The following is a 25,426-nucleotide window of genomic DNA, read 5'->3' on the forward strand; positions in this document are numbered from 1 at the left end:
CACTTGCGCCGGGAGGCGTGCCTGGTGGGCGGGGCTTACGCCATAGCCGCGCTCCACGGGGGTGGCGCGCCGCGACGGCGGAAAGCGCCGCTACCGCCGCGATGGCGGTCGGCCGCAGCCGAGTTGTGGGGAGCCGAGCGCCGGGATCGGGCAGACGTTCGCCTCCGCGCCTGCGCCCCGGCACACGCTCCGGTACGGAGAACCGTGGGTGTGGCGACGGACGCGGACCGCGGTGGTCGGGTCCGGGAGATGTTCGCCGGTGCGCCGTGAGCCCCGCATACGGCTCCGGTACGGAGAACCGTGGGCGTGGCGACGGGACGCGAGCTGCGGTCGTCGGGGTCTGGGTGACATCGGCCAGCGTGCCGTGCGTCCTGGCACACGGCTCCGGTAGGGAAATCGCGGGCGCGGCGACGGGCGCCAGTCGCGGGCGGCGTCGGGTCCGGGAGACGTTGGCCGGCGCGTCGCCCCGAAGCACCGCACCCGTAGGGGGACCGAGGGTGCGGCGACCGGCGCCGGCCGCAGCCGCTGGGGCGGGCCGGCCCGGTGTCCGTGACGCCGGTGAGGATGCCACGACGGTCCGGCCGTGAGGGGGCCTACCCCAGTGCCCTGAGGCCCGGCAGGAACGCCACCACGACGGGGAGTGCCGGCACCAGGGACGCCGTGGCGGTCAGGCGTAGGCGGCGGCTCGGCGGGAGCCGGTCGCCCGGGGTGAGCAGGCGGTGCACCCGGGCCGGGACGTGCGCGTGTGCGGCGGGGCAGGGGCCGAACACCCCGCGGTCCTCGTTCAGTTCGACCAGGGCCAGGGCGGTGGTGAGCCGGCCGAAACGGCGGGACGCCGTGTCATCGGCGGCCAGTTCCACCAGCCGGTGCATCTCGTCGCGGAACGCGGAGAACACCGGCACCTGCGGGAAGCCGTCCGCCAGCGCCGACGAGCAGTGCAGCAGCCAGTCGTGCCGGGCGCGCGCGTGACCGCGCTCGTGTGCCAGCACGGCGTCCAGCTGCCGTCCCTTCAGACGCCGCAACGCGGCTGTCGTCACCACCAGTCGGGGCGGGGTGCCGGGCAGCCACCAGGCGTCCGGACGGTCGCCCTCCAGCACCACGAGCCGATCGGAGCCGGGCTCCTCGCCGGGCAGCAGCGGGGCACGGCGCCTCAGTTCCGCGCGGCGTGCCCGGCGCCGGGCACGGGCCCGCGCGATCTCCCGGACCAGCATCGCCCCGCTCCACAGCCCGCCGCACGCCAGCACCACCGCGGTGACATGCGCCCACAGGCCCGCCGTGCCCAGCGTGTACGCCTCCACGACCGCGACCGGCGCACCGGTGAACACATGCCCGCCGACCGCCCGCCAGGCCGCCGCCGCGCTGAACGTCATCGACAGGGCGCAGCACAGCAGCACCGCCGCGATCACGCACTGCCAGGCCCACAGGGCCACCACCGGTTCACGGTCCGGCCAGTCCGCCCGCGCGAGCAGCCGGGGACCCACGACGGCGGTCAGCACACCGAGGAGCAGCAGGACCGCGGGGAGGATCATGGCAGCAGCCTAGAAGCGCGGACGCCTCCTGAATACGGGCCCGCGGTCCGAAGTGACGCAGACAACGGTCCCGCGCCGCCGGCCTAACGGCCCCTTGCCCCCTCTCACATCGTCGGCCGGCCGCGCTCTCACATCGTCAGCAGCATCGCCACCATCGCGATCCCCATCGACAGACGGCAGGCCCGCGCCAACTCCGGCCGGTCGCCCCACCCCATACCGGGCCCGGCACCCGGCCCCCCCGCCACAGCGGCCACCGGCACCAGCCGCGCCCCCGTGACCAGCACGTACGCCGTGAAGTACAGCAGCAGCGCGGCCGTCAGCGCGGGTATCCCCGCGCCGCCGTGATGCGCCCCCTGCGGGCCGGGCGCCATGACCACCGCCATGTAGACCATCGCCCCCGCGCCCACCACATGGTGCAGATGGCGCGCGGAGGCCCGGGCCGCCCACAGTCCGTGCAGCCCCGCCGCCCCGAACACCGCCGCCCACAGCGGCCACGCCCACGCCGGCGGCGTGAACACCGCCGCCGGCACCGCCATCGCCGCCATACCGAACCCCATCAGCGCCTCGCCGCCCGCCGCCCGGCGCTGCTCCTCCACGCTGCTGCGCATCCGCAGCAGGCAATAGGCGCCGGTCGCCGCGCAAAGAGCCACCAGCAGCCAGCCGGACGATCCCGGTCCGTGCACGAAACCCCCTCGAGCCGCTCCCACCGGACGGTCAGGGGATGCCCGTGCCCGACGGCGTGTACGCGAGCGCGAGGGAGTACGCGGGGGGCTTGCGGGGGCGCGGGCGGGTCCGCGAGAAGTTTTTTACAAGTAAAACACCTGTTAAACTTGCTCTTCATGAGCAGTGCCACCCCCACCCCCACGCGCGTCCGCCGCCTCCCCGTCGTCGGCGCGCTGCGCCTCGGGCGACCCTCCGACGTCTGGTTCAAGCCCGCCCTCAGCGTGGTCGCCGCCGTCGCCCCGCCCAGCCTGCTCCTGGTGGCGCTCGGCCGGCTCGACCTCGCCGCGTACACGATGGCGGGGTCACTGTGCGCCCTGTACGGGCACAACCGCCCGTACCCCGCCCGTGCCAAGGTGCTCGCGTGGGTGATCCTCGGCATGCTCGGCGGGCTCGCCGTGGCCCTGGTCGCCGCGTCCCTCACCCGGAACGCCGTCGTCCTGGTCACCGTGGGCGCCCTGCTGGCCGCCGTGCAGAAGGCGGTGTGCGACGCCACCCGGGTCGGGCCGCCCGCGCATGTGATCCTCACCTTCGTCAGCTCCGCCACGCTGTTCGTCCCGCAGACCCTCGGCCAGGTCCCCGGCCACCTCGCGCTGGCCGCGGCGGCCGGGGCTTGGGCCTGGCTGGTGGGCATGGCCCCCGCGCCGCTCCGTCCGCACGGCCCCGAGCGGCGGGCGACCGCGCAGGCGCTCAAGGCCGCCGCCGTGTACGCCGAGACCGCGCGCGGCGGTGAGGAGGGCGCCGGCGCCCGGTCAGCCGCCTACGCCGCCGTGCACGCGGCCTGGCAGACCCTCCTCGCGGCCGGCAACCGGCCCTCCACGACCCGCCGCGCCCTGGAACGCCTCGTCGTCCGCGCCGAGGTCGCCCTTGCGGCCCCCGCGGACGCCGACCCCGCCCGGCTGCGGGCCTGGGCCGGCGCGGTGCGCGGTACCGGGCGCGTTCCGCGCACGGGGGATCCGCGTCATGAGGACGGCGGTCCGCACCGGGACGGCGGTCCGCACCGGGACGGCGGTCCGCTCCGTGAGCGGGACGAGCTCGCCGGGGTGGCCGCCGAGCGGGCCGTCGCGCCGCGTCCGCTGTGGAGCCGGCTCTCGCCGCTCGCCCCCGTCGCCGTCCGTACCGCTCTCGGCTGCGCGCTCGCCGGTTACGTCTCGCTCGCCCTCGGCGCCGACCGTCCGTACTGGGCGCTCGTCACCGCCGCCTCCCTCTACCAGGCGAACGTCACCCTCACCTGGAGCAGGGCGGTCCAGCGGGTCGTCGGCAACCTCGTCGGCGTGCTGCTCTTCGCGGCGATCACCCCGGTCGCCCAGCTCGGCCCGCTCGCCCTGGTGCTGTGCATCCTCGCCTGCAACTTCGGCGCCGAGGCGCTCATCGGCCGCAACTACTGGCTCGGCAGCGTCTGCGTGACGCCGCTGGCCTTGCTCGTCACCGAGCTGCCCGGCTACCAGCCCACCGGTGAGCTGGTCACCGACCGGGTCGTGGACACGCTGATCGGCGCCCTGGTCGGCTTCACCGCCGCCGTCGCCGTCACCAACCGGCGGGCCGGCCGGCGCGTCGAGCGGGCGCTCACCGCCGTCGACCGGGCCTGCGAGCACGCCGCCCGGGTGGCGGCCGACCCCGCGGCCACGCCCGCCGCCCTGGAGGCCGCGCGACGCGGACTCGCCGCCGCGGTCGTCGACCTGCGCGCGACCGCGGACGCCGCGGCCGGAGAATGGTGGCAGCGCGCGCTGCCCCAGGAACGGGTGGTGCTCGCCGAGCAGGCGGCACACCGTACGCTCGCGGCGACGGTACGACGCCAGGGACTCCTCCCGGACCCCGGCACCATCAGCACGCACACCCACACGGAGGACGCATCGCCATGACGGCGACCCAAGGGCCATCGGCCGGCGACGGTGACACCGGCACGCCGGACACCTCGAGCACCGCGGACACGTCCGCCCCTGGGCGCGACACCGTCGCCGAGGTCGTCCGGCAGTGGCGGGCGGTCCACCCCGGCCTCGACACCGGGCCCATGGAGGTCATCGGCCGCATCAACCGCTGCGCGGCGCTGTTCCAGCAGGCCGAGGACGCCCCGCTGCGGAGGGCCGGGCTCACCCGACCCGAGTTCGACCTGCTCGGCGCGCTGCGGCGCACGGGGCACGAGCTGACGCCCAGCGAGCTGGCCCGCGAGACGTTCTCCTCCGGCGCGGCCGTCACCAAGCGGTTGAAGCAGCTCACGGAGCGGGGGCTGGTCGAGCGGCGGGGGGACACGCGGGACCGGAGGGTGGCGCATGTGCGGTTGACCGATGCGGGGCGGGAGTTGGTGGACGGCATCCTGCCGTCGCAGCTCGCTTATGAGAACGCGGTGTTGTCCGGACTCGGCCCGGGGGAGCTGGGGGACCTGGCCGGTCTGCTGGGGGGTTTGCTGGCGCAGTTGGAGGGGCGGTTGAGTGCGGTGCGGGTGTAGTCGGTGACCGTACCGGGGGCTGCGCCCCCGGACCCCCCATCGGCCCTGGCGGGCCTCGTCCTCAAACGCCGGACGGGCTGAAAGTCGCGGGGCGCGTCCCACGAGAGGCCCCGTCGGGCGAGCGGCGAGACGCGTCCCGGGTCCGACGAGAGGAAGGAGCAGCCCGTCCTGCGGTGCCGGACGGGCGGAGGTAACGGGGCACGTCCCCGAACGCCGGACGGGCCGCACCCCTCAAATCCCTGGCCGATACCGCAACGGATGCTCCTCCGGCACCTCCACCAGCACGATCGGTGTCCCGTCGGGATCCTCGATCCACATCTCGATCAGGCCCCACGGCTCCTTCACCGGCGGGCGGACGATCTCCACGCCCCGCGCGGCCAGTTCCTCCCGTGCCGCCTCCGCGTCCTCCACCTGGAGCCACAGCCGTACGTCTGGCGAGCCCGCCGGGGAGGCCTCCGCGCGGCCCGAGAGTTCCAGGAAGCCTCCGCCGAGGAAGTAGACCGTGCCGCGGTCCGGGCCGGTGCCGAACTCCCGGTGGACCGCGAGACCGAGGCGGCGGCCGTAGAAGTCGCGGGAGCGCTCGGGGTCGGAGGGGCGGAGCAGGACGCGGCTGCTGAGTACGTGGACCATGCGGCCGAGCGTAGAGGGGCAGGGCGGGCGTCGCCGTCCGGTACGTGGACCGGGCCTCCGGGAGACCGGAACCGCGCGTTAATCTCGGGCCGTCCCGGCCACGTCGAAAGAGACCCGCACGAATCGAGGACCCGCACCATGGGAACCGCCGCCGACGCCGCACTGACCTTCCGTGACGCCACCGACGCCGACGTGGACGTTCTTGTCGAGCTGATCGAGTCGGCCTACCGCGGGGAGTCCAGCCGCGCGGGATGGACCACCGAGGCGGACATCCTGGACGGGCAGCGCACCGACCGCGACGGTGTGCTGGAGGTCGTCAAGGCAGCGGACAGCCGGCTGCTCACCGTGGAGCGCGAGGGCCGGATCGTCGCCTGCTGCCAGCTCGAACACCGCGGTGACCACGCCTACTTCGGCATGTTCGCGGTCAGCCCCGCCCTCCAGGGCGCCGGGCTCGGCCGGACCGTGATCGCGGAGGCGGAGCGCCAGGCCCGCGAGGACTGGGGCGTGACCGAGATGCACATGACTGTGATCAGCGTGCGCGAGGACCTGATCGCCTGGTACGAGCGGCGCGGCTACCGCCGTACGGGGAGGACCACGCCGTTCCCGTACGGCGACGAGCGCTTCGGCGTTCCGCAGCGCGACGACCTGGAGTTCGAGCTGCTGGTCAAGGAGCTGGCCTGACCGTCGTACGGCGTCCGGCCGTTCACGCCGTGAAGCGGCCGGTGCGTTTGATCTCCGGGTAGTCGGTGGTCGCCCCGTCCAGCTCCAGTGCCCGCACCAGCCGCAGATGGTCCTGCGTGTTGACCACCCAGCCGAAGATCGACAGGTCCGCCTTGCGGGCGTGCTCCACGACCTCCAGGGTGATCCGGCGGATGTTGAGGCACAGCCGGGAGGCGCCGACGGCGACCGCGCGGTCCACCACGTCCGTGCCGTAGCGGCCGGCCACCAGCGCCGTGCGCACGCCGGGCACCAGGCGGGCGATCTCGGCGATCGCCTCGTCGTGGAAGGACGCGACCTCCACCCGGCCCGTCAGGTCCCGCTCGTGCATCACCTCGGCCAGCGCCCGCGCCGCGCGCACGTCCTTGATCTCCGCCTGGAGCGGCGTCCGGACGGCGTCCAGCACCTCCGTGAACAGGGGGATGCGCTCGCCGCGCCCGGCGTCCAGGGCGCGCAGTTCGTCGAAGGTCTTGTCGGCGATGGCGCCCGTGCCGTCCGTGGTGCGGTCCACGCGCGCGTCGTGCATCACCACGAGCGCGCCGTCCTTGCTCAGATGCAGATCCAGTTCGATGACGTCGAGCCCGGCCTCCTGGGCGGCGACGAAGGACCGAAGGGTGTTCTCGGGCTCGACGCCCATGACTCCGCGGTGACCGATGGTGAGGAAGTTCAAGATCTGACCTGCTTCCGTCGACGGCGGCGGGGGACCGCGTCCCTACGGCCCACTGGGACCGTATCGCCTCTGCCCACGGCGTCCAGAGGCTGAACCCGGAACGCATGGAGCGCCGTCGGACGGGGTAATCGGCAGGAAAAAATGCGGTGGCTCCCCGGGTAGGGCAGGATAATTTCCTGAGGTACCCCTTGCTGGGAGAAACGCCCTGTGTATACGGTCAGGCGTACGCAAGGTTCTCCTGTGGAGGATGGGACATGACGGAAATTCTTGTGCAGCAGGCTGCGGGGGAGCGGATTCCTTCGTCGACCAGGGTGGTGGAGCACCCGGCATGGCCCGTGCTCAAGGATGCCGTGGAGCGGATCCGGCCCTGGCAGTCCAAGGACGGCTCGATCGACTTCGAGGCCGAGGGCGCTCCGTCCCGTGCCGACGCGGAGCACGCCGTGCGCACCGTGATCGGCGCGGTGGACGAACTGTCCCCGCTCCTCCCGCACGACCGCGCGTACCACGAGGCCCTGGGCAAGGACCTGGCCCGCTGGGCCGAGGGCGGCTTCGAGGTGCCCGACTTCCTCGACTCGCTGCTGGCCTTCCAGCCCGCCGGCAACCGCGAGGACGGCCTGCAGCACCTGGTCGTCTTCCCGATGTACACGCAGAACGGCAACCCGGACCGCAACCTCGAGGCGGTCGTGTTCCGCATGGTCTGGCCCGGCTGGCTGGCCGAGCTGGAGCGCACGCGCTACGACAACCCGCTGTTCTGCGGCATCACCTTCGAGGACTTCACCGCGGGCTACGACACCAACTCCGCGGTGCTCTTCCCCGAGACCATCGCCGTGCGCGAGGCTCCCGAGCGCTTCACCTGGGGCGCCATCTTCTGCGACCGCGAGGCCGCCCGCTTCCGCCGGGTCACCGAGGCCGCCGTCGACATCCTGGGCCTGGAGCTGCCCGAGGACGTCGCCGCCATGGTCCACGACCAGAAGCGCTGCGAAGAGGCCTTCGTGCTGTGGGACATGATCCACGACCGCACCCACAGCCACGGCGACCTGCCGTTCGACCCCTTCATGATCAAGCAGCGCCAGCCGTTCTGGATGTACGGCCTGGAGGAGCTGCGCTGCGACCTCACCGCCTTCAAGGAGGCCGTGAAGCTCGCCGGCGAGGGCGTGCCGCAGGCCCGTGACGTACAGGTCGCGGTGATCTTCGACCGCATGTTCCGCTTCCCGGTGACCGGCGAGCGGGTGCGCAACTACGACGGCCTCGGCGGCCAGCTGCTCTTCGCCTACCTGCACAAGCACGACGTCGTCCGCTGGACGGACAACAAGCTCTCCATCGACTGGGAGCGCGCCCCGCAGGTCACCAACGAGCTGTGCGCGGAGATCGAGAAGCTCTACCGCGACGGCATCGACCGCCCCAAGCTCGTCCACTGGTTCGCCGGCTACGAGCTGGTCTCCCGGTACCTGTCCCCGCACCCCGGTTCCACGTGGGCCAAGGGCCCCGACGCCCTCGACCTGTCGCTGCCGCCGCGGAAACTCGTCGATGACGTGCTTCCGGACGAGTTTCCGCTGAGCATGTTCTATGAGGCCCTGTCCAAGAAGCTGAAGAAGGTGATCGCCTCCACCCGGGGCATCACGGCGGACGGTGCCGAGCGGGTCGCCGCGTGAGCGATCTCGTCCACAACACTGCTCAGGAGGCGAGAACCATGGGGAACGGGGCGCTCGAAGGCGCGGTGATCGCGGTGGCCGGCGCGGGCGGGCCCGCGGGACGCGCGGCGCTGCTCAGGCTCGCCGAGGCGGGAGCCGTCGTCGTCGGCGCGGACAACGACCCGGAACGGCTGGCGGAGGCGGTCGACGCGGCGCGCTACGCGCACGGCGGCGCCACCGTCACCGGGGAGACGGTCGACCTGCTCGACCTGGAGTCCACCCGGGACTGGGCCGCCCGCACCGAGAAGGAGTTCGGCCGCGTCGACGGCCTGGTCCACCTCGTCGGCGGCTGGCGCGGCAGCGAGACGTTCACCAAGACCAGCCTGGACGACTGGGACTTCCTGGAGCTGCTGCTGGTGCGCACCGTGCAGCACACCAGTCTCGCCTTCCACGAGGCGCTCCAGCGCAGCGACCGCGGCCGCTACGTTCTGATCAGCGCGGCCGGCGCGTCGAAGCCGACCGCAGGCAACGCCGCGTACGCGGCCGGCAAGGCCGCCGCCGAGGCGTGGACGCTGGCCATGGGCGACTACTTCCGCAAGGCCGGGGGCGAGCAGGGGCCGACGTCGGCTGCTGCGATCCTGGTGGTGAAGGCGTTGGTGCACGACGCGATGCGCGCCGACCGCCCCAACGCGAAGTTCGCGGGCTTCACGGACGTCGAGGACCTGGCCGAGTCCATCGTCGGCGTCTGGGACAAGCCCGCCGCGGAAGTGAACGGAAAACGTCTGTGGCTGACCGAGAAGCCGTGAACCCGCCGCGGACCGACGCGCGTCGTCATCACGACCCGGAGGTCCGCGGTTTCGCCAGCGACAACTACGCCGGCGCCCACCCGGAGGTGCTCGCCGCCCTGGCCCTGGCCAACGGCGGACACCAGGTCGCCTACGGCGAGGACGCGTACACCGAGAACCTCCAGCAGGTCATCCGCAGCCACTTCGGGCCCACCGCCGAGGCCTTCCCGGTCTTCAACGGCACCGGCGCCAACGTGGTGGCGCTCCAGGCGGTCACCGACCGCTGGGGCGCGGTGATCTGTGCGGAGAGCGCCCACATCAACGTGGACGAGGGCGGTGCCCCGGAGCGGGTCGGCGGCATCAAGCTGCTCACCGTGCCCACCCCGGACGGCAAGCTCACCCCGGAGCTCATCGACCGGCAGGCGTACGGCTGGGACGACGAGCACCGGGCCATGCCCCAGGTCGTCTCCATAGCCCAGGCGACCGAGCTGGGCACGGTCTACACCCCGGACGAGATCCGCGCGATCTGCGAGCACGCCCACGCGCACGGCATGAAGGTGCACGTCGACGGCTCCCGGCTGGCCAACGCCGCCGCCACGCTGGACGTGCCGCTGCGCACCTTCACCAACGCGGTGGGCGTCGACCTGCTCTCGCTGGGCGGTACCAAGAACGGCGCGCTGTTCGGCGAGGCCGTCGTGGTGCTGGACCCGGACGGCATCAAGCACATGAGGCATCTGCGCAAGCTGTCCATGCAGCTCGCCTCCAAGATGCGCTTCGTGTCCGTGCAACTGGAGGCCCTGTTCGCCCGGGACCTGTGGCTGCGCAACGCCCGGCACGCCAACGAGATGGCCCAGCGCCTCGCCGAGGGCGTGCGTGCGGTGCACGGAGTGGAGATCCTCCACCCGGTGCAGGCCAACGCCGTGTTCGCGCGGCTCCCGCACGAGGTGAGCGAGCGGCTGCAGAAGAGGTTCCGCTTCTACTTCTGGGACGAGGCCGCGGGCGACGTCCGCTGGATGTGCGCCTTCGACACCACCGAGGACGACGTGGACAACTTCGTGGCCGCCCTCAAGGAGGAGATGGCCCGCCGACCCTGAGGGGCTGCATAGGTATGCGACCGACCGAAAAGTCATTGACTCTCGGCCGGTCGCATCCCTATGCTCCGGCGCCATGCAGCTGATCCAGGAAAACCCGGACCTCTCCGCCTACTTGGCCGTCGACGAGGTGATCGACCACCACCACCCGCTGGTCCGGGCGGTGTCCGCACGCCTGGCCGCCGACGTCCATGACTCGTATGAGTATGTGCGAGCGGCCTTCGAGTACGTACGCGACCGCGTCACGCACTCGCAGGACGCCGACGACCCCCGCGTGACCTGGCGCGCCTCCGACGTGCTGGAGCAGGGCACCGGTATCTGCTACGCCAAGGCCCACGCCCTGGCCGCGCTGCTGCGCGCCGAGGACATCCCGACCGCGCTCTGCTACCAGCACCTCGGCGTGGTGCACGGACTGGTCGCCGTGCGCTTCCACGGCGCCTGGCACCGCCAGGACCCGCGCGGCAACAAGCCCGGCGTGGACGCGCGGTTCTCGCTCGACGGCGAGCGGCTGGCATTCACCCCCGACCCGGCGCAGGGCGAGACGGACCACCCGGTCCTGTACGCCGCACCCCACCCGGCCGTCCTGTGCGCCCTGCGGAGCGCTGCTGACCGGGCGCACCTGTGGCGGACGCTGCCGACCGCGCTCTGACATCCGGTCATGAGCCTGGGCGCATGAGGGCGGGGTCGTCGGGTGCCGTCGTGTGGCGGGTGCGGCGCTGCGGGCGTTGTTCGCGCAGTTCCCCGCGTCCCTGGAGGTGGGTGGTCCCTCCCAGGTGTGGTGCGTGCGGCGTCGTGGGGCTTGGCGCGCAGTTCGCCGCGCCTTGGAGGTGGGTGGTTCCTCCGAGGTGTGGTGCGTGCGGCGTCGTGGGGCTTGGCGCGCAGTTCGCCGCGCCCCTGAGGTGGGTTGTTCCTCCGGGGAACGCGGCAGGTCCCGGGCGCGTGCTCTCGCACGGCTGCCCGGGACCCGGACGGGGGTCTCAGCGGGCCTCTGCCTCGCGGACCTGCTCCGGGGTGGGGGCCGTGCCGCCGAGGTGGGCCGGCATCCACCAGGTGTCCTCCGGGCCCTTCGGCCGCACCGGGTACGCCCGCTGCGCCGCCTCCAGCAGCTCCTGCACCCGCTCGCGCAGCTGACGGGTGATCGCGCCCGCGTACTTGTCCTTGGACGCCTCGATCGCCTCGCCCACGCGGATGGTGATCGGGGTGTGGCTGCGCTTGAAGTTGCGCGGGTGGCCCTTGGTCCACAGCCGCTGCGTGCCCCACACGGCCATCGGGATGAGCGGGACGCCCGCCTCCTGGGCCATGCGCGCGGCACCGGACTTGAAGCTCTTCAGCGTGAACGACTGGGAGATCGTCGCCTCGGGGAAGACGCCCACGATCTCACCGGACCGCAGCGAACGCAGCGCGTGCTCGTACGCGGCCTCACCCTGCGTGCGGTCGACCGGGATGTGCTTCATGCCGCGCATCAGCGGGCCGGAGACACGGTGCCGGAACACCGACTCCTTGGCCATGAAGCGGACGAGCCGCTTCTGCGGAAGCGCCGCCAGTCCGTTGAACACGAAGTCGAGATAGCTGATGTGGTTGCTCACCAGCACGGCGCCGCCCGAGCGCGGGATGTTCTCCGAACCCTGGCAATCGATCTTGAGGTCCCACGCCTTGAACAGGGTGCGGGCGAAGCCGATCACGGGCCGGTAGACAAGTTCTGCCATGGGCGGGTCGGAACCCTTCCTTCTCTGCCTGGGAAGGGGCTCTCCCAGTCGAAGTTACGCAGCCGTAGGTTTACGGCCTGTCGCTGATGCTGCCCCAAGAACGGCCGGTGAACCAGCCCCGGTGCCCGTCCGGGGCGGAGATTCTCGTCACGTTCCGCCGGACGACCTCGGGTTTTGCGGTGCGGGCGGGAATGTTCGCGGTCCCTGGGACGCTGGAGGCGGTTGGACGGGACATCCAGGGCGGGAGCGGAGAGTGCGAGGCAGTGACGAGGCGGCACGGTCCGGCGGCGACGGCGGAGCGGGGCCCGGTCTCGCGGCCGAACTCGGCGCCGAGACGGGCGAACGCGCCACGCTGGTGCAGTTCTCCAGCGCCTTCTGCGCCCCCTGCCGGGCCACCCGCCGGGTTCTGGGCGAGGTCGCGGCCATGGTCCCGGGCGTGACCCACGTCGAGATCGACGCCGAGGCCCGCCTGGACCTCGTACGGCGGCTGGGCGTCGAGCGCACCCCGACCGTGCTGGTGCTCGACGCGGACGGGCGGGTGGTGCGGCGGGCAGTCGGGCAGCCGCGCAAGGCGGACGTGATAGCCGCCCTGGGTGCCGCGCTGTGAGGGCCGTTGCGATCATGGTGAGACATCTCCCATCCGCGGAGGCTCACTTGACGCTGCGCGCTCGTTGTCGTCAGCTTGACACCAAGCCGTCGGGGTCACCGGGACTCCTTCGCCGCCGTCGGGTACCCGGCCCCCTCCCGGCCGACGCCCGCGTCCCGCGTGTGCCGCGGCCGGGCCGGTGAGCAGCCGCGCACCCGCCCGTGACCCCTCCCGGAAGGACTGTTCGATGACGGCAACGTCCGACCTCGGCGCCGCCCGGCCCGCCTCGCCCGACCTCCTGCGCTCCGTCTTCCGCCGGCACCCGGCGGGGGTCGCGGTGGTCACGGCGCGCGGCCGTTCCGGCCCGGTCGGCTTCACCGCCACCTCCCTCGCCTCCGTGTCCGCGGAGCCGCCGATGCTGTCGTTCGGCGTGTCCACGGGCGGTTCGAGCTGGCCCGCGATAGCCGAGACCGAGCATGTCGGCGTGCACCTGCTGGGCGAGCACCAGCAGGACCTCGCGGCCACCTTCGCCCGCCGGGGCGCCGACCGCTTCGGACCCGGCACGGCGTGGCGGGACGGGCCGGAGGGGGTTCCGGTGCTGGACGGCGTGCCGGCCTGGATGGTGTGCCGGGTGACGGCGCGGGTGCCCGCGGGCGACCACCGGATCGTGGTGGCCGAGGTGCTGGCCGGCGACCCCACGGGTCACGGGCGTCCCCTCGTCTACCACCAGGGACGATTCAGCGGGCTGCCCGACTGAGACGCGGCGGACCTCGGTCGCGGGCCGGAAGAGTTCCGGTTACGCTGCGTTGCGAAGGTCACAGTTCAAAGCGCTTGCTTAGCGGGCAGGAACTGAGTGTACTGACGAGTAATATTTCGATCGGAGCGTGGGTCGCCCCGACCGGGACCGCCCGCTTGAGGCGCCTATGCTGCCTGCAGGCAGGCAGCCAGAAATGACGATGCAGTAGGAGAGCCGGCGTGAGCTTGAGGATCGTTGTCACTGTGAAGTACGTGCCCGACGCCACTGGCGACCGGCACTTCGCCGATGACCTGACCGTCGACCGTGACGACGTGGACGGTCTGCTCTCCGAGCTGGACGAGTACGCGGTCGAGCAGGCGCTGCAGATCGCGGAGAACTCGGACGACGACGTGGAGGTCACCGTCCTGACCGTGGGTCCCGAGGACGCCAAGGACGCGCTGCGCAAGGCGCTGTCCATGGGCGCCGACAAGGCCATCCACGTCGAGGACGACGACCTGCACGGCACGGATGCCATCGGCACCTCCCTGGTCCTGGCCAAGGCCGTCGAGAAGGCGGGTTACGACCTGGTCGTCTCCGGCATGGCCTCCACCGACGGCACCATGGGCGTCGTCCCGGCGCTGCTCGCGGAGCGCCTCGGTGTGCCGCAGGTGACGCTCCTGTCCGAGGTGAAGGTCGAGGACGGCAAGGTCACCGGCCGCCGCGACGGCGACGCCGCCTCCGAGCAGCTCGAGGCCTCCCTCCCCGCGGTCGTGTCCGTCACCGACCAGTCGGGCGAGGCCCGCTACCCGTCCTTCAAGGGCATCATGGCGGCCAAGAAGAAGCCGGTGGAGTCCTGGGACCTCTCCGACCTCGACATCGACGCCGACGAGGTCGGCCTCCAGAACGCCTGGACCACGGTGGAGTCGGCGTCCGAGCGTCCGGCCCGCACCGCGGGCACGATCGTCAAGGACGAGGGCGAGGGCGGCAAGCAGCTCGCCGAGTTCCTCGCGAGCCAGAAGTTCATCTGAGCCGCAAGGCACGGCTCGCTTCCCGCCCCTCATACTTCGCAAGCAGGAGAGAAGAAGTCCCATGGCTGAAGTTCTCGTCTACGTCGACCACGTGGACGGCGCCGTCCGCAAGCCGACCCTGGAGCTGCTGACCCTCGCCCGCCGCATCGGCGAGCCGGTCGCCGTGGCGCTGGGCAACGGCGCCGGCGACACCGCCGCCACGCTCGCCGAGCACGGCGCGGTCAAGGTCCTCACCCACGAGGCCGCCGAGTACGCCGACTACCTGGTCGTTCCCAAGGTGGACGCCCTCCAGGCCGCGGTCGCCGCGGTGTCCCCGGCCGCCGTGCTGGTCCCGTCCTCCGCCGAGGGCAAGGAGATCGCCGCCCGCCTGGCGCTGCGCATCGGCTCCGGCATCATCACCGACGCCGTCGACCTCGAGGCCGGCGACGAGGGCCCGGTGGCCACGCAGTCGGTGTTCGCCGCCGGCTACACCACCAAGTCCCGCGTCTCCAAGGGCACCCCCGTCATCACGGTCAAGCCGAACTCGGCCGCCGTGGAGGCCGCCCCGGCCGCCGGCGCGGTCGAGTCCCTGAGCGTCACCTTCTCCGGGCAGGCGACCGGCACCAAGGTCACCGGCCGCACGCCGCGTGAGTCCACCGGCCGTCCGGAGCTCACCGAGGCCGCGATCGTCGTCTCCGGCGGCCGCGGTGTCAACGGCGCGGAGAACTTCGCGATCATCGAGGCCCTCGCCGACTCGCTCGGCGCGGCCGTCGGCGCCTCGCGTGCCGCCGTCGACGCCGGCTGGTACCCGCACACCAACCAGGTCGGCCAGACCGGCAAGTCGGTGTCGCCGCAGCTGTACATCGCCAACGGCATCTCCGGCGCGATCCAGCACCGCGCCGGCATGCAGACCTCGAAGACCATCGTGGCCGTCAACAAGGACGCCGAGGCCCCGATCTTCGAGCTGGTCGACTTCGGCGTCGTCGGCGACCTGTTCGACGTCGTCCCGCAGCTGACCGAGGAGGTCAAGGCCCGCAAGGGCTGATCACCCCCCCAAAACCGTCCGAGGCCCCCGCGACCGCACCGGTCGCGGGGGCCTCGTCGTGTCCCGCCGGGCGCGGTGGCGGCGCGGGCCGGCCCGTAGGACGGTGTTGACCGGCACGGAGACCGGCGGATACCGTCCTTCAACGAATTGTTGAATCCATATCGCGGAAACGCGACGACGGGTTCGGGGTCGCGGACGTCTGGGAGGGTGGCATGGGCCAGGACCGGCAGGAGCGGGTGTCGACGAGTCTCGCGGACGCCGTCGCCGAGGAGATCGGCGCCTCCCTCGCACCGGTCGACGCCGCACTGGAACGCCTCTACCCCGGCGACCCCGGCACCCGCCGGCCCGTGCACACGGTCTACGTGCCCGGCGACCAGTACACCGCGGACACCGTGCGCGCGTGGGGCGACCAGGCCCTCGCGGCGCTCGACGAACACGCCCCCGGCGCCGCGTCGTTCGGCGCGGTCCTCGGTATCGACAGGGCTCTCGCCGAGGACGTGTACGCCCGGGTGCGCGCCAAGCTGCAGCGCGAACCGATCGAGGACCTGCGCGTCGACTTCGAGGACGGCTACGGCCACCGCTCCGACGCCGAGGAGGACGAGACCGCCGCCCGCGCCGCCCGCCTGGTCGCCGAGGCCACCGCGCACGGCACGCCGGCCACCGCGGCTCCCTGGACCGGCATCCGCATGAAGTGCATGGAGGCCGCCGTCCGCGACCGCGGCATCCGCACCCTCGACATCTTCCTCACCGGCCTGATGCGGGCCGGCGGACTGCCCGGCGGACTCGTCCTCACCCTCCCCAAGGTCACCTACGCCGAGCAGGTCGCCGCCATGACCCGGCTGCTCGACGCCTTCGAGAAGACCTGGGGCCTCGCGCCCGGCCGCATCGGCTTCGAGATCCAGATCGAGACCAGCCAGTCCATCCTGGCCGCCGACGGCACCGCCACCGTCGCCCGCATGATCCAGGCCGCCGACGGCCGCGCCACCGGACTGCACTACGGCACCTTCGACTACAGCGCCTGCCTCGGCGTCTCGGCCGCCTGCCAGTCCTCCGACCACCCCGCCGCCGACCACGCCAAGGCCGTCATGCAGGTCGCCGCCGCCGGCACCGGGGTCCGCGTCTCGGACGGCTCCACGAACGTCCTGCCGGTCGGTACGACCGAGAAGGTCCACGACGCCTGGCGCCTCCACTACGGCCTGACCCGGCGCGCCCTCGCCCGCGCCTACTACCAGGGCTGGGACATGCACCCCGGCCACCTCCCCACCCGCTACGCCGCCGTCTTCGCCTTCTACCGCGAGGGCTTCGCGACGGCCGCCGCTCGTCTCCGGCGGTACGCCGAGCGGGCCGGCGGGGACGTGATGGACGAGCCGGCCACGGCGAAGGCCCTCGCCGGGTATCTGCTGCGCGGACTGGACTGCGGGGCGCTGGACGAGGCGGAGGTGACGCGGGAGAGCGGCCTGGACCGCGCGGGGCTGGAGTCGTACGCCTCGCCCCGGCGCGGAGGCCTGACGGTCTCGGCGCAGTGAGCGGCCGGCCGCCCGGAATTGCGACGCCTATCGAAAATCGATAGATTCCCATCGTGCTTCGAGTGGAGGAGGGGCGATGGGACACGTGACCGTGCTCGCGCTGCGCGCGGTGATCGCGGCGCTGCTGGCGGGCTCCGTGGCGGTGCAGACGGTGATGGTGCCGCTGCTGGCGAGCGACCTGGACGGGCTGGACGAGCAGTACGCGTACGTGCGGACCCCGCTCCTGGCCGTCGTGGTGCTCATCGTGCTGGCCGCCCAGACCGTGCTGATCTGCGTCTGGCGGCTGGTGACCATGGCCCGGCGCGGCACGGTCTTCTCCTACGCCGCCTTCCGCTACGTCCACATCGTGATCGGCGCGTTCGTCGCCGCGGCCCTGCTGGTCTTCACGCTGGGCGCGCTGCTGGCGCCGGGGGAGGCCGTCGCGCCCGGCGTGGTGCTGCTGGTCGGCGGGGTCGGCCTGGCGATCGTGGGCATCGCGCTCGTCGTCCTCGTCCTGCGGATGCTGCTGGCCCAGGCCGTGGCACGGGAGATGGAGGCGTCGCGGATGCGGGCCGAACTGGCCGAGGTGATCTGATGCCGATCGCCGTCGACATCGACGTGATGCTCGCCCGGCGCAAGATGTCCGTGGGTGAACTCGCCGAACGCGTCGGCATCACCCCGGCGAACCTGGCCGTCCTGAAGAACGGTCGGGCGAAGGCGGTCCGGTTCACGACGCTGGCGGCGCTGTGCGAGGTGCTGGAGTGCCAGCCGGGCGACCTGCTCCGCTACGAGCCCGACCACGCGTCGGCGGAGCCGGCGGCGAACTCGGCGTAGCGCTATGCAGCGGGCGGGGCGCCCCTCGGGTCGGCCTCGGTCGTGGTCACGTACCGCTCCAGCCCCCCGGCCGTCACCAGTCCCTCCTCCTTGAACAACCGTGTCCCCTTCTCGCAGAGTTCGCGGTCCGCGCGGGCCCGGGCGGAGAAGGTTTCCGGTGTGGTGCCGAACAGGTCGCGCAGCCGGGGGAGGGTCGCCAGGAGGTTGGTCAGGAGGGGGCGTTGGCCCGGGTGGGTGCGTGGGCTGCCCGTGCCGTCGTGGAGGACGCCGCGGCGGTTGACGTAGGCGTACGCGCCGGGGAGCGTGCTGCCGTCGGGGAGTTCGATGCGGACGTCCGGCGCGGGGAGCCACGCGCGGCGGAAGTTGCCGTGCGGCAGCGGCACGCCCTCGCTCGCGTCGATCACCGTGAGCTGCCGGGCGTCCAGCCAGAGCACGAACAGCTCGCTCACCCGTCCCGGTGTCGCCACGGGGGAGTTGGAGACGTAGCCCATGAGGCTCACGTGCGCCGAGACGCCGATGCCGACGCCCGTCACACGGGCCCGCACCATGGGCAGCGGGGAGGTGATCCCCGAGTCGGCCAGCTTGTGGCGCAGTTGCGCGGGGCAGGCGTTGGAGCCGATCGAGATCACCGGCACCCGGTCCTCGAACGCCCACCGGTCCAGCGGCAGCAGCCTGTCCCCGTCGAGCAGCCCGGACTCGCGCGGCCAGGCCCCCGGATACTCCAGCGGATGCTCGCGCGGCACCACGTCCAGCCCCAGCGCCGCCAGCGTACGGTCCTCCATCGGCACCGAATCCGCTCAGTCCGCCGGGGGCAGCTCGCCCGAACCGCGGGTGATCAGGCGGGTCGGCAGTTCGATGCGCTCCGGGGCGATCAGCGTGCCGTCGAGCTGGCGGAACAGCCGTTCCGCGGCGGTCCGGCCGAGGGCGGCGGCGTCCTGCGCGACGACCGTGACGCCGGGCTGCAGCAGATCGGCCAGCTCGATGTCGTCGAAACCGACGAGGGCGACGGGGCGGGCGTGCTCGGCGAGCACCCGGATCACCGTGACGGTCACGCGGTTGTTGCCGGTGAAGATGGCAGTGACCGGCTCGGACCCGGAGAGCATCTCCCGCGCCGCCCGGCGCACCCGCTCGGGGTCCGTGACGCCCAGGGACATCCACGCGTCGGCCACCGGTATCCCGGCGTCCTCCATGGCGGTGCGGTAGCCGCGCAGCCGCTCGGCCGCCGTGTGGATGCGGGGCATGTCGCCGATGAAGCCGATCCTGCGGTGCCCGTGCGCGATCAGATGGCGCACGCCGTCACACGCGCCCCCGAAGTTGTCGGACACCACCACGTCCGCGTCGATGTGCCCGGCAGGACGGTCCACGAACACCGTGGCGACCCCGGCCTTGATCTCCGGCTCCAGATAGCGGTGGTCGTCACCGGCCGGGATCACCACCAGGCCGTCCACCCGGCGGGCGCACAGCGCCAGCACCAGCTCCTGTTCACGGTCGGCGTCCTCGGCGCTCGACCCGTTGATCAGCAGCGCGCCGTGGGCGCGGGCCACCTCCTCGACGGCCCGGCTCAGCGGGCCGTAGAACGGGTCCGCGAGGTCCTCCAGGACCAGGCCGATGCTGGCGGTACGGCCCTTGCGCAGCACCCGCGCGCTGTCGTTGCGGCGGAAGCCGAGCGCCTCGATCGCCTCCTGCACGCGCCGCTCGGTCTCCGGTGTCACGCCCGGCTCGCCGTTCACCACACGGGAAACCGTCTTCAGGCCCACCCCGGCGCGGGCGGCCACGTCCTTCATCGTCGGACGGTTGCCGTATCGGGTCCCTGGGAAGCGGTCGGTGCGGCGGGTCGTCTCCGGCACGATGCGGTGTCCTGTCCTGTCGGCCACGGGGATGCGTGAGTCCATGGGCTTGTATGAGGATGTGGCGTCGAGCATAGAGCCTGGACAACGTTGTCAGCGTCGGGAGACACTGTCCGACGCACACTCCGGCCCGCACCTGACCGCTCGACCGGGCCGTTGCGCGCGTTCCATGTGCTGCCTCGCGGTCGCGTATGGCCGTTCCCAGCGTGTTCTCTGATGGTTTCCGAAGGTTGACGGGGAGATCCGACTCTGATGCACACCGACCTCGTGGCTGCGCTCGACATCGGCGGCACCAAGATCGCCGGCGCGCTGGTGGACCGTGAGGGCCGGATCCTGGCCCGCGCCCAGCGCCCGACCCCCGCGCGGGAGGACGGCGACACCGTCATGGCGGCCGTCGGGGCGGTGATCGGCGAGCTCGCCGCGTCCCCCCTCTGGGAACGCGCGGGCGCGGTCGGCATAGGCAGTGCGGGACCCGTCGACGCCTCCGCGGGCACGGTGAGCCCGGTGAACGTGCCCGGGTGGCGCGACTATCCGCTGGTCGCCAAGGTGAGGGACGCGGCCGGCGGTCTGCCCGTCGAGCTGATCGGCGACGGGGTCGCCATCACGGCCGCCGAACACTGGCAGGGAGCGGCCCGCGGCCACGACAACGCGCTGTGCATGGTCGTCTCCACGGGGGTCGGCGGCGGCCTGGTGCTCGGCGGGCGCCTGCACCCGGGGCCCACCGGCAACGCCGGGCACATCGGTCACATCAGCGTGGACCTCGACGGCGACCCGTGCCCGTGCGGGGCGCGCGGTTGCGTGGAGCGGATCGCGAGCGGTCCGAACATCGCGCGGCGCGCGCTGGACAACGGCTGGCGGCCCGGCCCGGACGGCGACACCTCCGCCGCCGCGGTCGCCGGCGCGGCCCGCGCCGGCGACCCGGTCGCCGTGGCCTCCTTCGAGCGGGCGGCCCGGGCCCTCGCCGCGGGCATCGCGGCCACGGCGACGCTCGTCGAGATCGACATCGCGGTGATCGGCGGAGGCGTGGGCAAGGCGGGCGAGGTGCTGTTCGCGCCGCTGCGGAAGGCGCTGACCGAGTACGCCACCCTGTCCTTCGTCCAGCGCCTCACGGTGGTTCCGGCCCAGACGGGCACGGACGCGGGCCTCGTGGGCGCGGCAGCGGCGGCGCTGATGGGGCGGACGGACGTGGAGGTTGCGGGGGTGTGAGGGCCGCGGCCAGGCTCGGCCGGAGACTGGCCCCGGACCGGGGCGCATCAGGGTTCGGCCGGGCGCACGTCCGGACGGGGCGGTCGTGGCGACGTGAGTGGTTCGGCCGGTATGGGGGCGTGACCCCGTCGGCTGCACCCTGATGCGTCCGAGGCTTGCCGGTGAGGCCCCCTGGACGGGGCGCATGCGGGATCGGCCGGTCAGCGCGTCCGGACGGGGCATCACGGCGATGCGTGAGCTTCTGCCGGGCCTCGGCGCTGCCCTGGCCGGCTGCGCCGTCACGCGTCCGAGCCCGCCGGAGACCCGACCCGGGACCCGGGAAAGCGGGCCGTGACCGAACGGCCCGTTCCGCAGTTGAGCCGGGCATGAAGAAGCGCAGCATGCTCGCCATCGCCTCCCTCGCCACCGGTTTCGTCGTCGCGGCCGTCACCCCGTCGCACGCGCTCACCGACGCCCCCTCCCTCGGTGCGCTCGACGTCGAGGACACGCTCAGCTCCCTCGACCGCACGGTCGCGGAGAACAACACGCTGGAGCTGGACGTCGACCGGGACGGCAAGGCCTGACGGGCCCCCGCGGCGTCGACGGCGGCGCCGGCACCCCTCCACCAGGGGCGCCGGCGCCGCCGTCACGTGTTCTCAACTTGATCTGGTTTCCGTGGCAGGGTGGAACGGGCAAGCCTCAGGGGGCCAACAGAAGAGGGGGAACCGTGATCGTCTGGATCAACGGGGCGTACGGGGCGGGGAAGACCTCCACCGCGCGCGAACTGATCGAGCTGATCCCGAACAGCACGCTCTTCGACCCCGAGGTCATCGGCGGAGCACTGGACCGGCTGCTCCCGCCCAAGCACCTCGCCGAGGTCGGCGACTTCCAGGACCTCCCGATCTGGCGACGCCTCGTGATCGACACCGCGGCCGCGATGCTCGCCGAGCTCGGCGGGACCCTGGTGGTCCCCATGACCCTGCTGCGCCAGGAGTACCGGGACGAGATCTTCGGCGGTCTCGCCGCCCGGCGCATACCGGTTCGCCATGTCCTCCTCGCTCCGGCCGAAACGATCCTGCGGGAGCGGATAGCCGGCCGGGAGGTCCCGGAGCACCTCCCCGACGGGGAGATACGCGTCCGGCAGTGGTCGTACGACCACATCGAGCCGTTCAAGGCGGCGCTCGCCGCCTGGCTCACCGCCGACGCCTACCCGATCGACAGCGGCTGCCTCACCCCGCGCGACACCGCCCGCCGCATCGCCGAGGCGGTCGGCAGCGGGGAGGTGCCCGCCTGCGACATCGTGCAGACGCCCGAGCCGACGGCGGAGACCGTCGCCGCGGGAGTGCTGCTCTTCGACGAGCAGGACAGGGTGCTGCTCGTCGACCCCACCTACAAGGCCGGCTGGGAGTTCCCCGGCGGGGTCGTCGAACGCGGAGAGGCGCCGGCGCGGGCCGGCATGCGGGAGGTCGCGGAGGAGACCGGCATACGGCTCCACGACGTGCCGGCGCTCCTCGTCGTCGACTGGGAGCCGCCCGCACCGCCCGCCTTCGGCGGCCTCCGGCTGCTCTTCGACGGCGGCCGCCTCGACTCCGAGGACGCCGGCCGCATGCTGCTGCCCGGCCCCGAACTCCGCGCCTGGCGCTTCGCCTCCGAGGCGGAGGCGGCCCACCTGCTGCCCCCGGTCCGCTACGAACGCCTGCGGCGCGCGCTGCGCGCCCGGGAGCGCGGGCGGGCGATGTACCTGGAGGGCGGAGTGCCGGTGGGGTGAGGTGCGCCCGCGGCTCGCGCGCCCCGTGGGCACCGTGGCCGAGGCGCCTTGCGTCTGCTGCCCGAGGCGCGTTGCCCCGCGCAGCCGACGGCTCAGGCGGCGGCCTCGACGTCCACCCCCATGCCCGCAGGGCAAAGCCCCCGCCGTCCGAGCCGGGGCTCCGCCCTCACCGGTGGGCGGACGATCAGGCCGCCCCGCCCGCGTAGTTGCGCAGGAACAGCGCCTCCGCCACCGACAGCCGCTCCAGTTCGTCCGGGGACACGCTCTCGTTCACCGCGTGGATCCGCGCCTCCGGCTCGCTCAGGCCGATCAGCAGGATCTCCGCCTTCGGGTAGAGGGCGGCGAGCGTGTTGCACAGCGGGATGGAGCCGCCCTGGCCGGCGTACTGCATCTCCTGGCCGGGGTACGCGACCGCCATCGCGTCCGCCATCGCCTGGTACGCCGGGCTGGCCGGGTCGGCGCGGAACGCCTGGCCTTGGCCGATCTGCTCGGTGGTGACCCGAGCGCCCCACGGCGTGTGCGACTCCACGTGCGCGCGCAGCAGTTCGGTCGCCTTCGCCGCGTCCATGCCCGGCGGCACCCGCAGGCTGATCAGCGCCCGCGCGCTCGCCTGCACGGACGGCGTCGCGCCGACCACCGGCGGGCAGTCGATGCCGAGCACGGTGACCGCGGGGCGCGCCCAGATACGGTCGGCGACCGTGCCGGAGCCGATCAGCTCGACGCCGTCCAGCACCTTGGCGTCCTTGCGGAACTGCTGCTCCTCGTACTGGATGCCCTCCCAGGCGCTGTCGCCGGACAGCCCGTCGACCGTGGTGCTGCCGTCCTCCGCGCGCAGCGAGTCCAGCACCCGCACCAGCGCGGCCAGCGCGTCGGGCGCGGCGCCGCCGAACTGCCCGGAGTGCAGGTTGCCCTCGAGCGTGTCGATCCGCACCCGCACCAGCGTCATGCCGCGCAGCGTGGTGGTGACGGTCGGCAGACCGGCGCGGAAGTTGCCCGCGTCGCCGATGACGATCGTGTCGGCGGTGAGCAGGTCCGGGTGCTCCTCGGCGTACCGCTCAAGACCGCCGGTGCCCTGCTCCTCCGAGCCCTCCACGATGATCTTGACGTTGACCGGCACGCCGCCGTTCGCCTTCAGGGCACGCAGCGCCAGCAGGTGCATGATGACGCCGCCCTTGCAGTCGGCGGCGCCGCGCCCGTACCAGCGGCCGTCGCGCTCGGTCAGCTCGAACGGCGGCGTGGTCCAGCCGGCCTCGTCCAGCGGCGGCTGCACGTCGTAGTGCGCGTACAGCAGCACGGTCTTCGCGCCCTCGGGGCCGGGCAGGTAGCCGTAGACCGACTGGGTGCCGTCCGGGGTGTCGAGCAGCGCGACGTCCCGGAAGCCCTCGGCGGTGAGCGCGTCGGCGATCCAGCGGGCCGCGCCCTCGCTCTCCTCACGGGGGAACTGGTCGAAGTCCGCCACCGACTTGAAGGCCACCAGTTCGGTGAGCTCCTCCTTCGCCCTGGGCATCAGTGAGGCGACGGTCACGGCGACCGGATTCGACGACATGGGCACGCTCCTTGTAGGTGCGACGTTGTGCAAGTGCGTACTTCTCGGTACGCGATGATCGTGTGGTGTGCGTGAGTGACCCATGTAAGGGCCACTCACGCGCCGATCCTCCCACAGCGGACCGTGACGACCGCCGCCGTAGGATGCGGGAGGACAGCAGCGGCAGGCGGCGTGATCGGAGCAGCGGACCATCGTGAGCAGCGACAACTCTTCGGCGGACGACGTGCGGCAGGTGTGGGACGTCGTCGTGGTGGGCGCGGGACCCGCGGGGGCGTCGGCGGCCTACGCGGCGGCGGTCGCGGGGCGGCGCGTGCTGCTGCTGGAGAAGGCGGAGCTGCCCCGCTACAAGACCTGCGGCGGCGGCATCATCGGCCCGTCGCGTGACGCGCTGCCGCCCGGGTTCGAGCTGCCGTTCAAGGACCGGGTGCACGCGGTGACGTTCTCCAGCAACGGCCGCTTCAGCCGCACCCGCCGCTCCCGGCAGATGCTCTTCGGGCTCATCAACCGGCCCGAGTTCGACCAGCAGCTCGTCGAGCACGCGCAGAAGGCCGGGGCCGAACTGCGTACGGGCGTCGCCGTGCAGCGCGTCGAGCAGCACGGCTCGGCCGTGCCGGACCGGCGCACGGTCGCCGTCGTCCTCCAGGGCGGTGAGACGGTGCTCGCCCGTGCCGTGGTCGGCGCGGACGGCAGCGCGGGCCGTATAGGGGCGCACGTCGGGGTCAAGCTGGACCAGGTCGACCTGGGCCTCGAGGCGGAGATCCCGGTGCCGGAGACGGTCGCCGAGGACTGGAAGGGCCGGGTGCTCATCGACTGGGGTCCCATGCCCGGCAGTTACGGCTGGGTCTTCCCCAAGGGAGACACCCTCACCGTGGGCGTCATCTCACGGCGCGGCGAAGGGGCCGCCACCAAGCGGTACTTGGAGGACTTCATCGCCCGGCTGGGTCTCGCCGGATTCGAACCGGCCGTCTCCTCCGGGCATCTGACCCGCTGCCGGGCCGACGACTCGCCGCTGTCCCGCGGCCGGGTGCTGGTCTGCGGTGACGCGGCGGGGCTGCTGGAGCCGTGGACCCGTGAGGGCATCTCCTTCGCGCTGCGCTCCGGCCGGCTGGCGGGGGAGTGGGCGGTACGGATCGCCGAGGCGCACGACGCCGTGGACACCCGCCGCCAGGCCCTCAACTACGCGTTCGCCGTGAAGGCGGGCCTCGGCGTCGAGATGAGCGTCGGCAAGCGGATGCTGGCGGCCTTCGAGCAGCGTCCGGGCGTCTTCCACGCGGTGCTGACGGGCTTCCGCCCGGCGTGGAAGGCGTTCAAGGACATCACGCAGGGGTCGACGACGCTGGGCGAGCTGGTCCGTACGCATCCGATGGCCCACCGTGCGCTGATGGCGCTGGACCGGCGTCCGGCGGGTGGGGGCGGGGAGGGCGGCGCCGAGTAGCGGGCGG

26 protein-coding genes are annotated in these 25,426 nt (G+C 72.9%); 18 read left to right on the plus strand and 8 right to left on the minus strand.

What is annotated here, in order from left to right; translation table 11 throughout:
- Positions 1-593 precede the first annotated feature (593 nt).
- Positions 594-1,529, minus strand: coding sequence for a M56 family metallopeptidase (locus ACQY0Z_RS20015; protein WP_189904766.1), 936 nt, complete (start codon positions 1,527-1,529; stop codon positions 594-596).
- Positions 1,530-1,657: 128 nt separating this feature from the next.
- On the minus strand, positions 1,658-2,212 hold the full coding sequence (locus tag ACQY0Z_RS20020; RefSeq protein ID WP_347225039.1) for a DUF5134 domain-containing protein: 555 nt from the start codon (positions 2,210-2,212) through the stop codon (positions 1,658-1,660).
- Positions 2,213-2,368: 156 nt separating this feature from the next.
- Between ACQY0Z_RS20020 and ACQY0Z_RS20025 the strand changes: the two genes are divergently transcribed.
- Together ACQY0Z_RS20025 and ACQY0Z_RS20030 are read left to right on the plus strand one after the other, a co-directional pair.
- A complete protein-coding gene (locus tag ACQY0Z_RS20025; protein WP_439812599.1) occupies positions 2,369-4,111 on the plus strand; it encodes an FUSC family protein in 1,743 nt (580 codons plus the stop codon).
- A complete protein-coding gene (locus ACQY0Z_RS20030; protein ID WP_439812600.1) occupies positions 4,108-4,695 on the plus strand; it encodes a MarR family winged helix-turn-helix transcriptional regulator in 588 nt (195 codons plus the stop codon). Before ACQY0Z_RS20025 ends, ACQY0Z_RS20030 begins: the two co-directional genes overlap by 4 nt.
- Before the next feature lie 231 nt (positions 4,696-4,926).
- Here ACQY0Z_RS20030 and ACQY0Z_RS20035 read toward each other — a convergent pair whose 3' ends face one another.
- Positions 4,927-5,325, minus strand: a complete 399-nt coding sequence (locus ACQY0Z_RS20035) for a VOC family protein (RefSeq protein WP_189904758.1) — start codon at positions 5,323-5,325, stop codon at positions 4,927-4,929.
- A 138-nt stretch (positions 5,326-5,463) separates the two neighbouring features.
- On the opposite strand from ACQY0Z_RS20035, the gene ACQY0Z_RS20040 reads away from it, so the two are divergent.
- Positions 5,464-6,006: a GNAT family N-acetyltransferase gene (locus ACQY0Z_RS20040; protein ID WP_347225037.1), complete on the plus strand. Its 543-nt coding sequence runs from the start codon at positions 5,464-5,466 to the stop codon at positions 6,004-6,006.
- 22 nt (positions 6,007-6,028) lie between these two features.
- Here ACQY0Z_RS20040 and ACQY0Z_RS20045 read toward each other — a convergent pair whose 3' ends face one another.
- Entirely contained in the window at positions 6,029-6,712 is a 684-nt protein-coding gene (locus ACQY0Z_RS20045; protein WP_347225036.1) for a glycerophosphodiester phosphodiesterase, read from the minus strand.
- Positions 6,713-6,966: 254 nt separating this feature from the next.
- Here ACQY0Z_RS20045 and ACQY0Z_RS20050 point away from each other — a divergent pair, with 254 nt between their 5' ends.
- The 4 genes from ACQY0Z_RS20050 to ACQY0Z_RS20065 all read left to right on the plus strand — a co-directional run bounded on the left by ACQY0Z_RS20050 (position 6,967) and on the right by ACQY0Z_RS20065 (position 10,868).
- Positions 6,967-8,364, plus strand: coding sequence for a DUF6421 family protein (locus ACQY0Z_RS20050; RefSeq protein WP_189904752.1), 1,398 nt, complete (start codon positions 6,967-6,969; stop codon positions 8,362-8,364).
- 38 nt (positions 8,365-8,402) lie between these two features.
- Positions 8,403-9,149: an SDR family NAD(P)-dependent oxidoreductase gene (locus ACQY0Z_RS20055; RefSeq protein WP_189904750.1), complete on the plus strand. Its 747-nt coding sequence runs from the start codon at positions 8,403-8,405 to the stop codon at positions 9,147-9,149.
- Entirely contained in the window at positions 9,146-10,222 is a 1,077-nt protein-coding gene (locus ACQY0Z_RS20060) for a threonine aldolase family protein (RefSeq protein WP_254588076.1), read from the plus strand. The genes ACQY0Z_RS20055 and ACQY0Z_RS20060 overlap by 4 nt, the downstream gene beginning before the upstream one ends.
- Positions 10,223-10,295: 73 nt before the next feature.
- A complete protein-coding gene (locus tag ACQY0Z_RS20065) occupies positions 10,296-10,868 on the plus strand; it encodes a transglutaminase domain-containing protein (protein ID WP_439812601.1) in 573 nt (190 codons plus the stop codon).
- Between the two features lie 328 nt (positions 10,869-11,196).
- On the opposite strand, the gene ACQY0Z_RS20070 is transcribed toward ACQY0Z_RS20065, so the two are convergent.
- Positions 11,197-11,925: a lysophospholipid acyltransferase family protein gene (locus tag ACQY0Z_RS20070; protein WP_189904740.1), complete on the minus strand. Its 729-nt coding sequence runs from the start codon at positions 11,923-11,925 to the stop codon at positions 11,197-11,199.
- A gap of 253 nt (positions 11,926-12,178) precedes the next feature.
- Between ACQY0Z_RS20070 and ACQY0Z_RS20075 the strand changes: the two genes are divergently transcribed.
- The 7 genes from ACQY0Z_RS20075 to ACQY0Z_RS20105 all read left to right on the plus strand — a co-directional run bounded on the left by ACQY0Z_RS20075 (position 12,179) and on the right by ACQY0Z_RS20105 (position 17,638).
- Entirely contained in the window at positions 12,179-12,532 is a 354-nt protein-coding gene (locus ACQY0Z_RS20075) for a TlpA family protein disulfide reductase (protein ID WP_028959941.1), read from the plus strand.
- 226 nt (positions 12,533-12,758) lie between these two features.
- The gene (locus ACQY0Z_RS20080; protein WP_189904738.1) at positions 12,759-13,268 is read left to right on the plus strand and encodes a flavin reductase family protein; all 510 of its coding nucleotides are present in this window, start codon (positions 12,759-12,761) and stop codon (positions 13,266-13,268) included.
- A 218-nt stretch (positions 13,269-13,486) separates the two neighbouring features.
- A complete protein-coding gene (locus tag ACQY0Z_RS20085; RefSeq protein WP_137210196.1) occupies positions 13,487-14,275 on the plus strand; it encodes an electron transfer flavoprotein subunit beta/FixA family protein in 789 nt (262 codons plus the stop codon).
- Positions 14,276-14,336: 61 nt separating this feature from the next.
- Positions 14,337-15,299, plus strand: coding sequence for an electron transfer flavoprotein subunit alpha/FixB family protein (locus tag ACQY0Z_RS20090; RefSeq protein ID WP_254588781.1), 963 nt, complete (start codon positions 14,337-14,339; stop codon positions 15,297-15,299).
- Positions 15,300-15,511: 212 nt separating this feature from the next.
- The gene (locus tag ACQY0Z_RS20095; RefSeq protein ID WP_347225034.1) at positions 15,512-16,825 is read left to right on the plus strand and encodes a DUF6986 family protein; all 1,314 of its coding nucleotides are present in this window, start codon (positions 15,512-15,514) and stop codon (positions 16,823-16,825) included.
- A 76-nt stretch (positions 16,826-16,901) separates the two neighbouring features.
- A complete protein-coding gene (locus tag ACQY0Z_RS20100; protein WP_439812602.1) occupies positions 16,902-17,399 on the plus strand; it encodes a DUF2975 domain-containing protein in 498 nt (165 codons plus the stop codon).
- Positions 17,399-17,638, plus strand: coding sequence for a helix-turn-helix domain-containing protein (locus ACQY0Z_RS20105; RefSeq protein ID WP_189905721.1), 240 nt, complete (start codon positions 17,399-17,401; stop codon positions 17,636-17,638). The genes ACQY0Z_RS20100 and ACQY0Z_RS20105 overlap by 1 nt, the downstream gene beginning before the upstream one ends.
- A gap of 2 nt (positions 17,639-17,640) precedes the next feature.
- On the opposite strand, the gene ACQY0Z_RS20110 is transcribed toward ACQY0Z_RS20105, so the two are convergent.
- Both ACQY0Z_RS20110 and ACQY0Z_RS20115 read right to left on the minus strand, forming a co-directional pair.
- A complete protein-coding gene (locus ACQY0Z_RS20110) occupies positions 17,641-18,420 on the minus strand; it encodes a hypothetical protein (RefSeq protein WP_439812603.1) in 780 nt (259 codons plus the stop codon).
- A gap of 15 nt (positions 18,421-18,435) precedes the next feature.
- On the minus strand, positions 18,436-19,530 hold the full coding sequence (locus tag ACQY0Z_RS20115; protein WP_439812604.1) for a LacI family DNA-binding transcriptional regulator: 1,095 nt from the start codon (positions 19,528-19,530) through the stop codon (positions 18,436-18,438).
- Between the two features lie 207 nt (positions 19,531-19,737).
- Here ACQY0Z_RS20115 and ACQY0Z_RS20120 point away from each other — a divergent pair, with 207 nt between their 5' ends.
- From ACQY0Z_RS20120 to ACQY0Z_RS20130, 3 genes are all read left to right on the plus strand, one after another.
- Entirely contained in the window at positions 19,738-20,691 is a 954-nt protein-coding gene (locus ACQY0Z_RS20120; protein ID WP_381731371.1) for an ROK family protein, read from the plus strand.
- 365 nt (positions 20,692-21,056) lie between these two features.
- A complete protein-coding gene (locus tag ACQY0Z_RS20125; protein WP_189905727.1) occupies positions 21,057-21,254 on the plus strand; it encodes a hypothetical protein in 198 nt (65 codons plus the stop codon).
- Between the two features lie 143 nt (positions 21,255-21,397).
- On the plus strand, positions 21,398-22,438 hold the full coding sequence (locus ACQY0Z_RS20130; RefSeq protein WP_189905729.1) for an NUDIX hydrolase: 1,041 nt from the start codon (positions 21,398-21,400) through the stop codon (positions 22,436-22,438).
- A gap of 184 nt (positions 22,439-22,622) precedes the next feature.
- Here the strand turns inward: ACQY0Z_RS20130 and ACQY0Z_RS20135 are convergent, their stop codons facing one another.
- Positions 22,623-23,984, minus strand: a complete 1,362-nt coding sequence (locus ACQY0Z_RS20135; protein ID WP_189905731.1) for a dipeptidase — start codon at positions 23,982-23,984, stop codon at positions 22,623-22,625.
- 193 nt (positions 23,985-24,177) lie between these two features.
- On the opposite strand from ACQY0Z_RS20135, the gene ACQY0Z_RS20140 reads away from it, so the two are divergent.
- Positions 24,178-25,419 carry a geranylgeranyl reductase family protein gene (locus ACQY0Z_RS20140; protein WP_189905733.1) on the plus strand — a complete coding sequence of 414 codons (1,242 nt, stop codon included), beginning with the start codon at positions 24,178-24,180 and terminating at the stop codon, positions 25,417-25,419.
- Positions 25,420-25,426 lie beyond the last annotated feature (7 nt).

Origin of the sequence: Streptomyces sp. P9-2 (assembly GCF_051903975.1) — a bacterium.
Taxonomy (GTDB): domain Bacteria; phylum Actinomycetota; class Actinomycetes; order Streptomycetales; family Streptomycetaceae; genus Streptomyces; species Streptomyces cellulosae.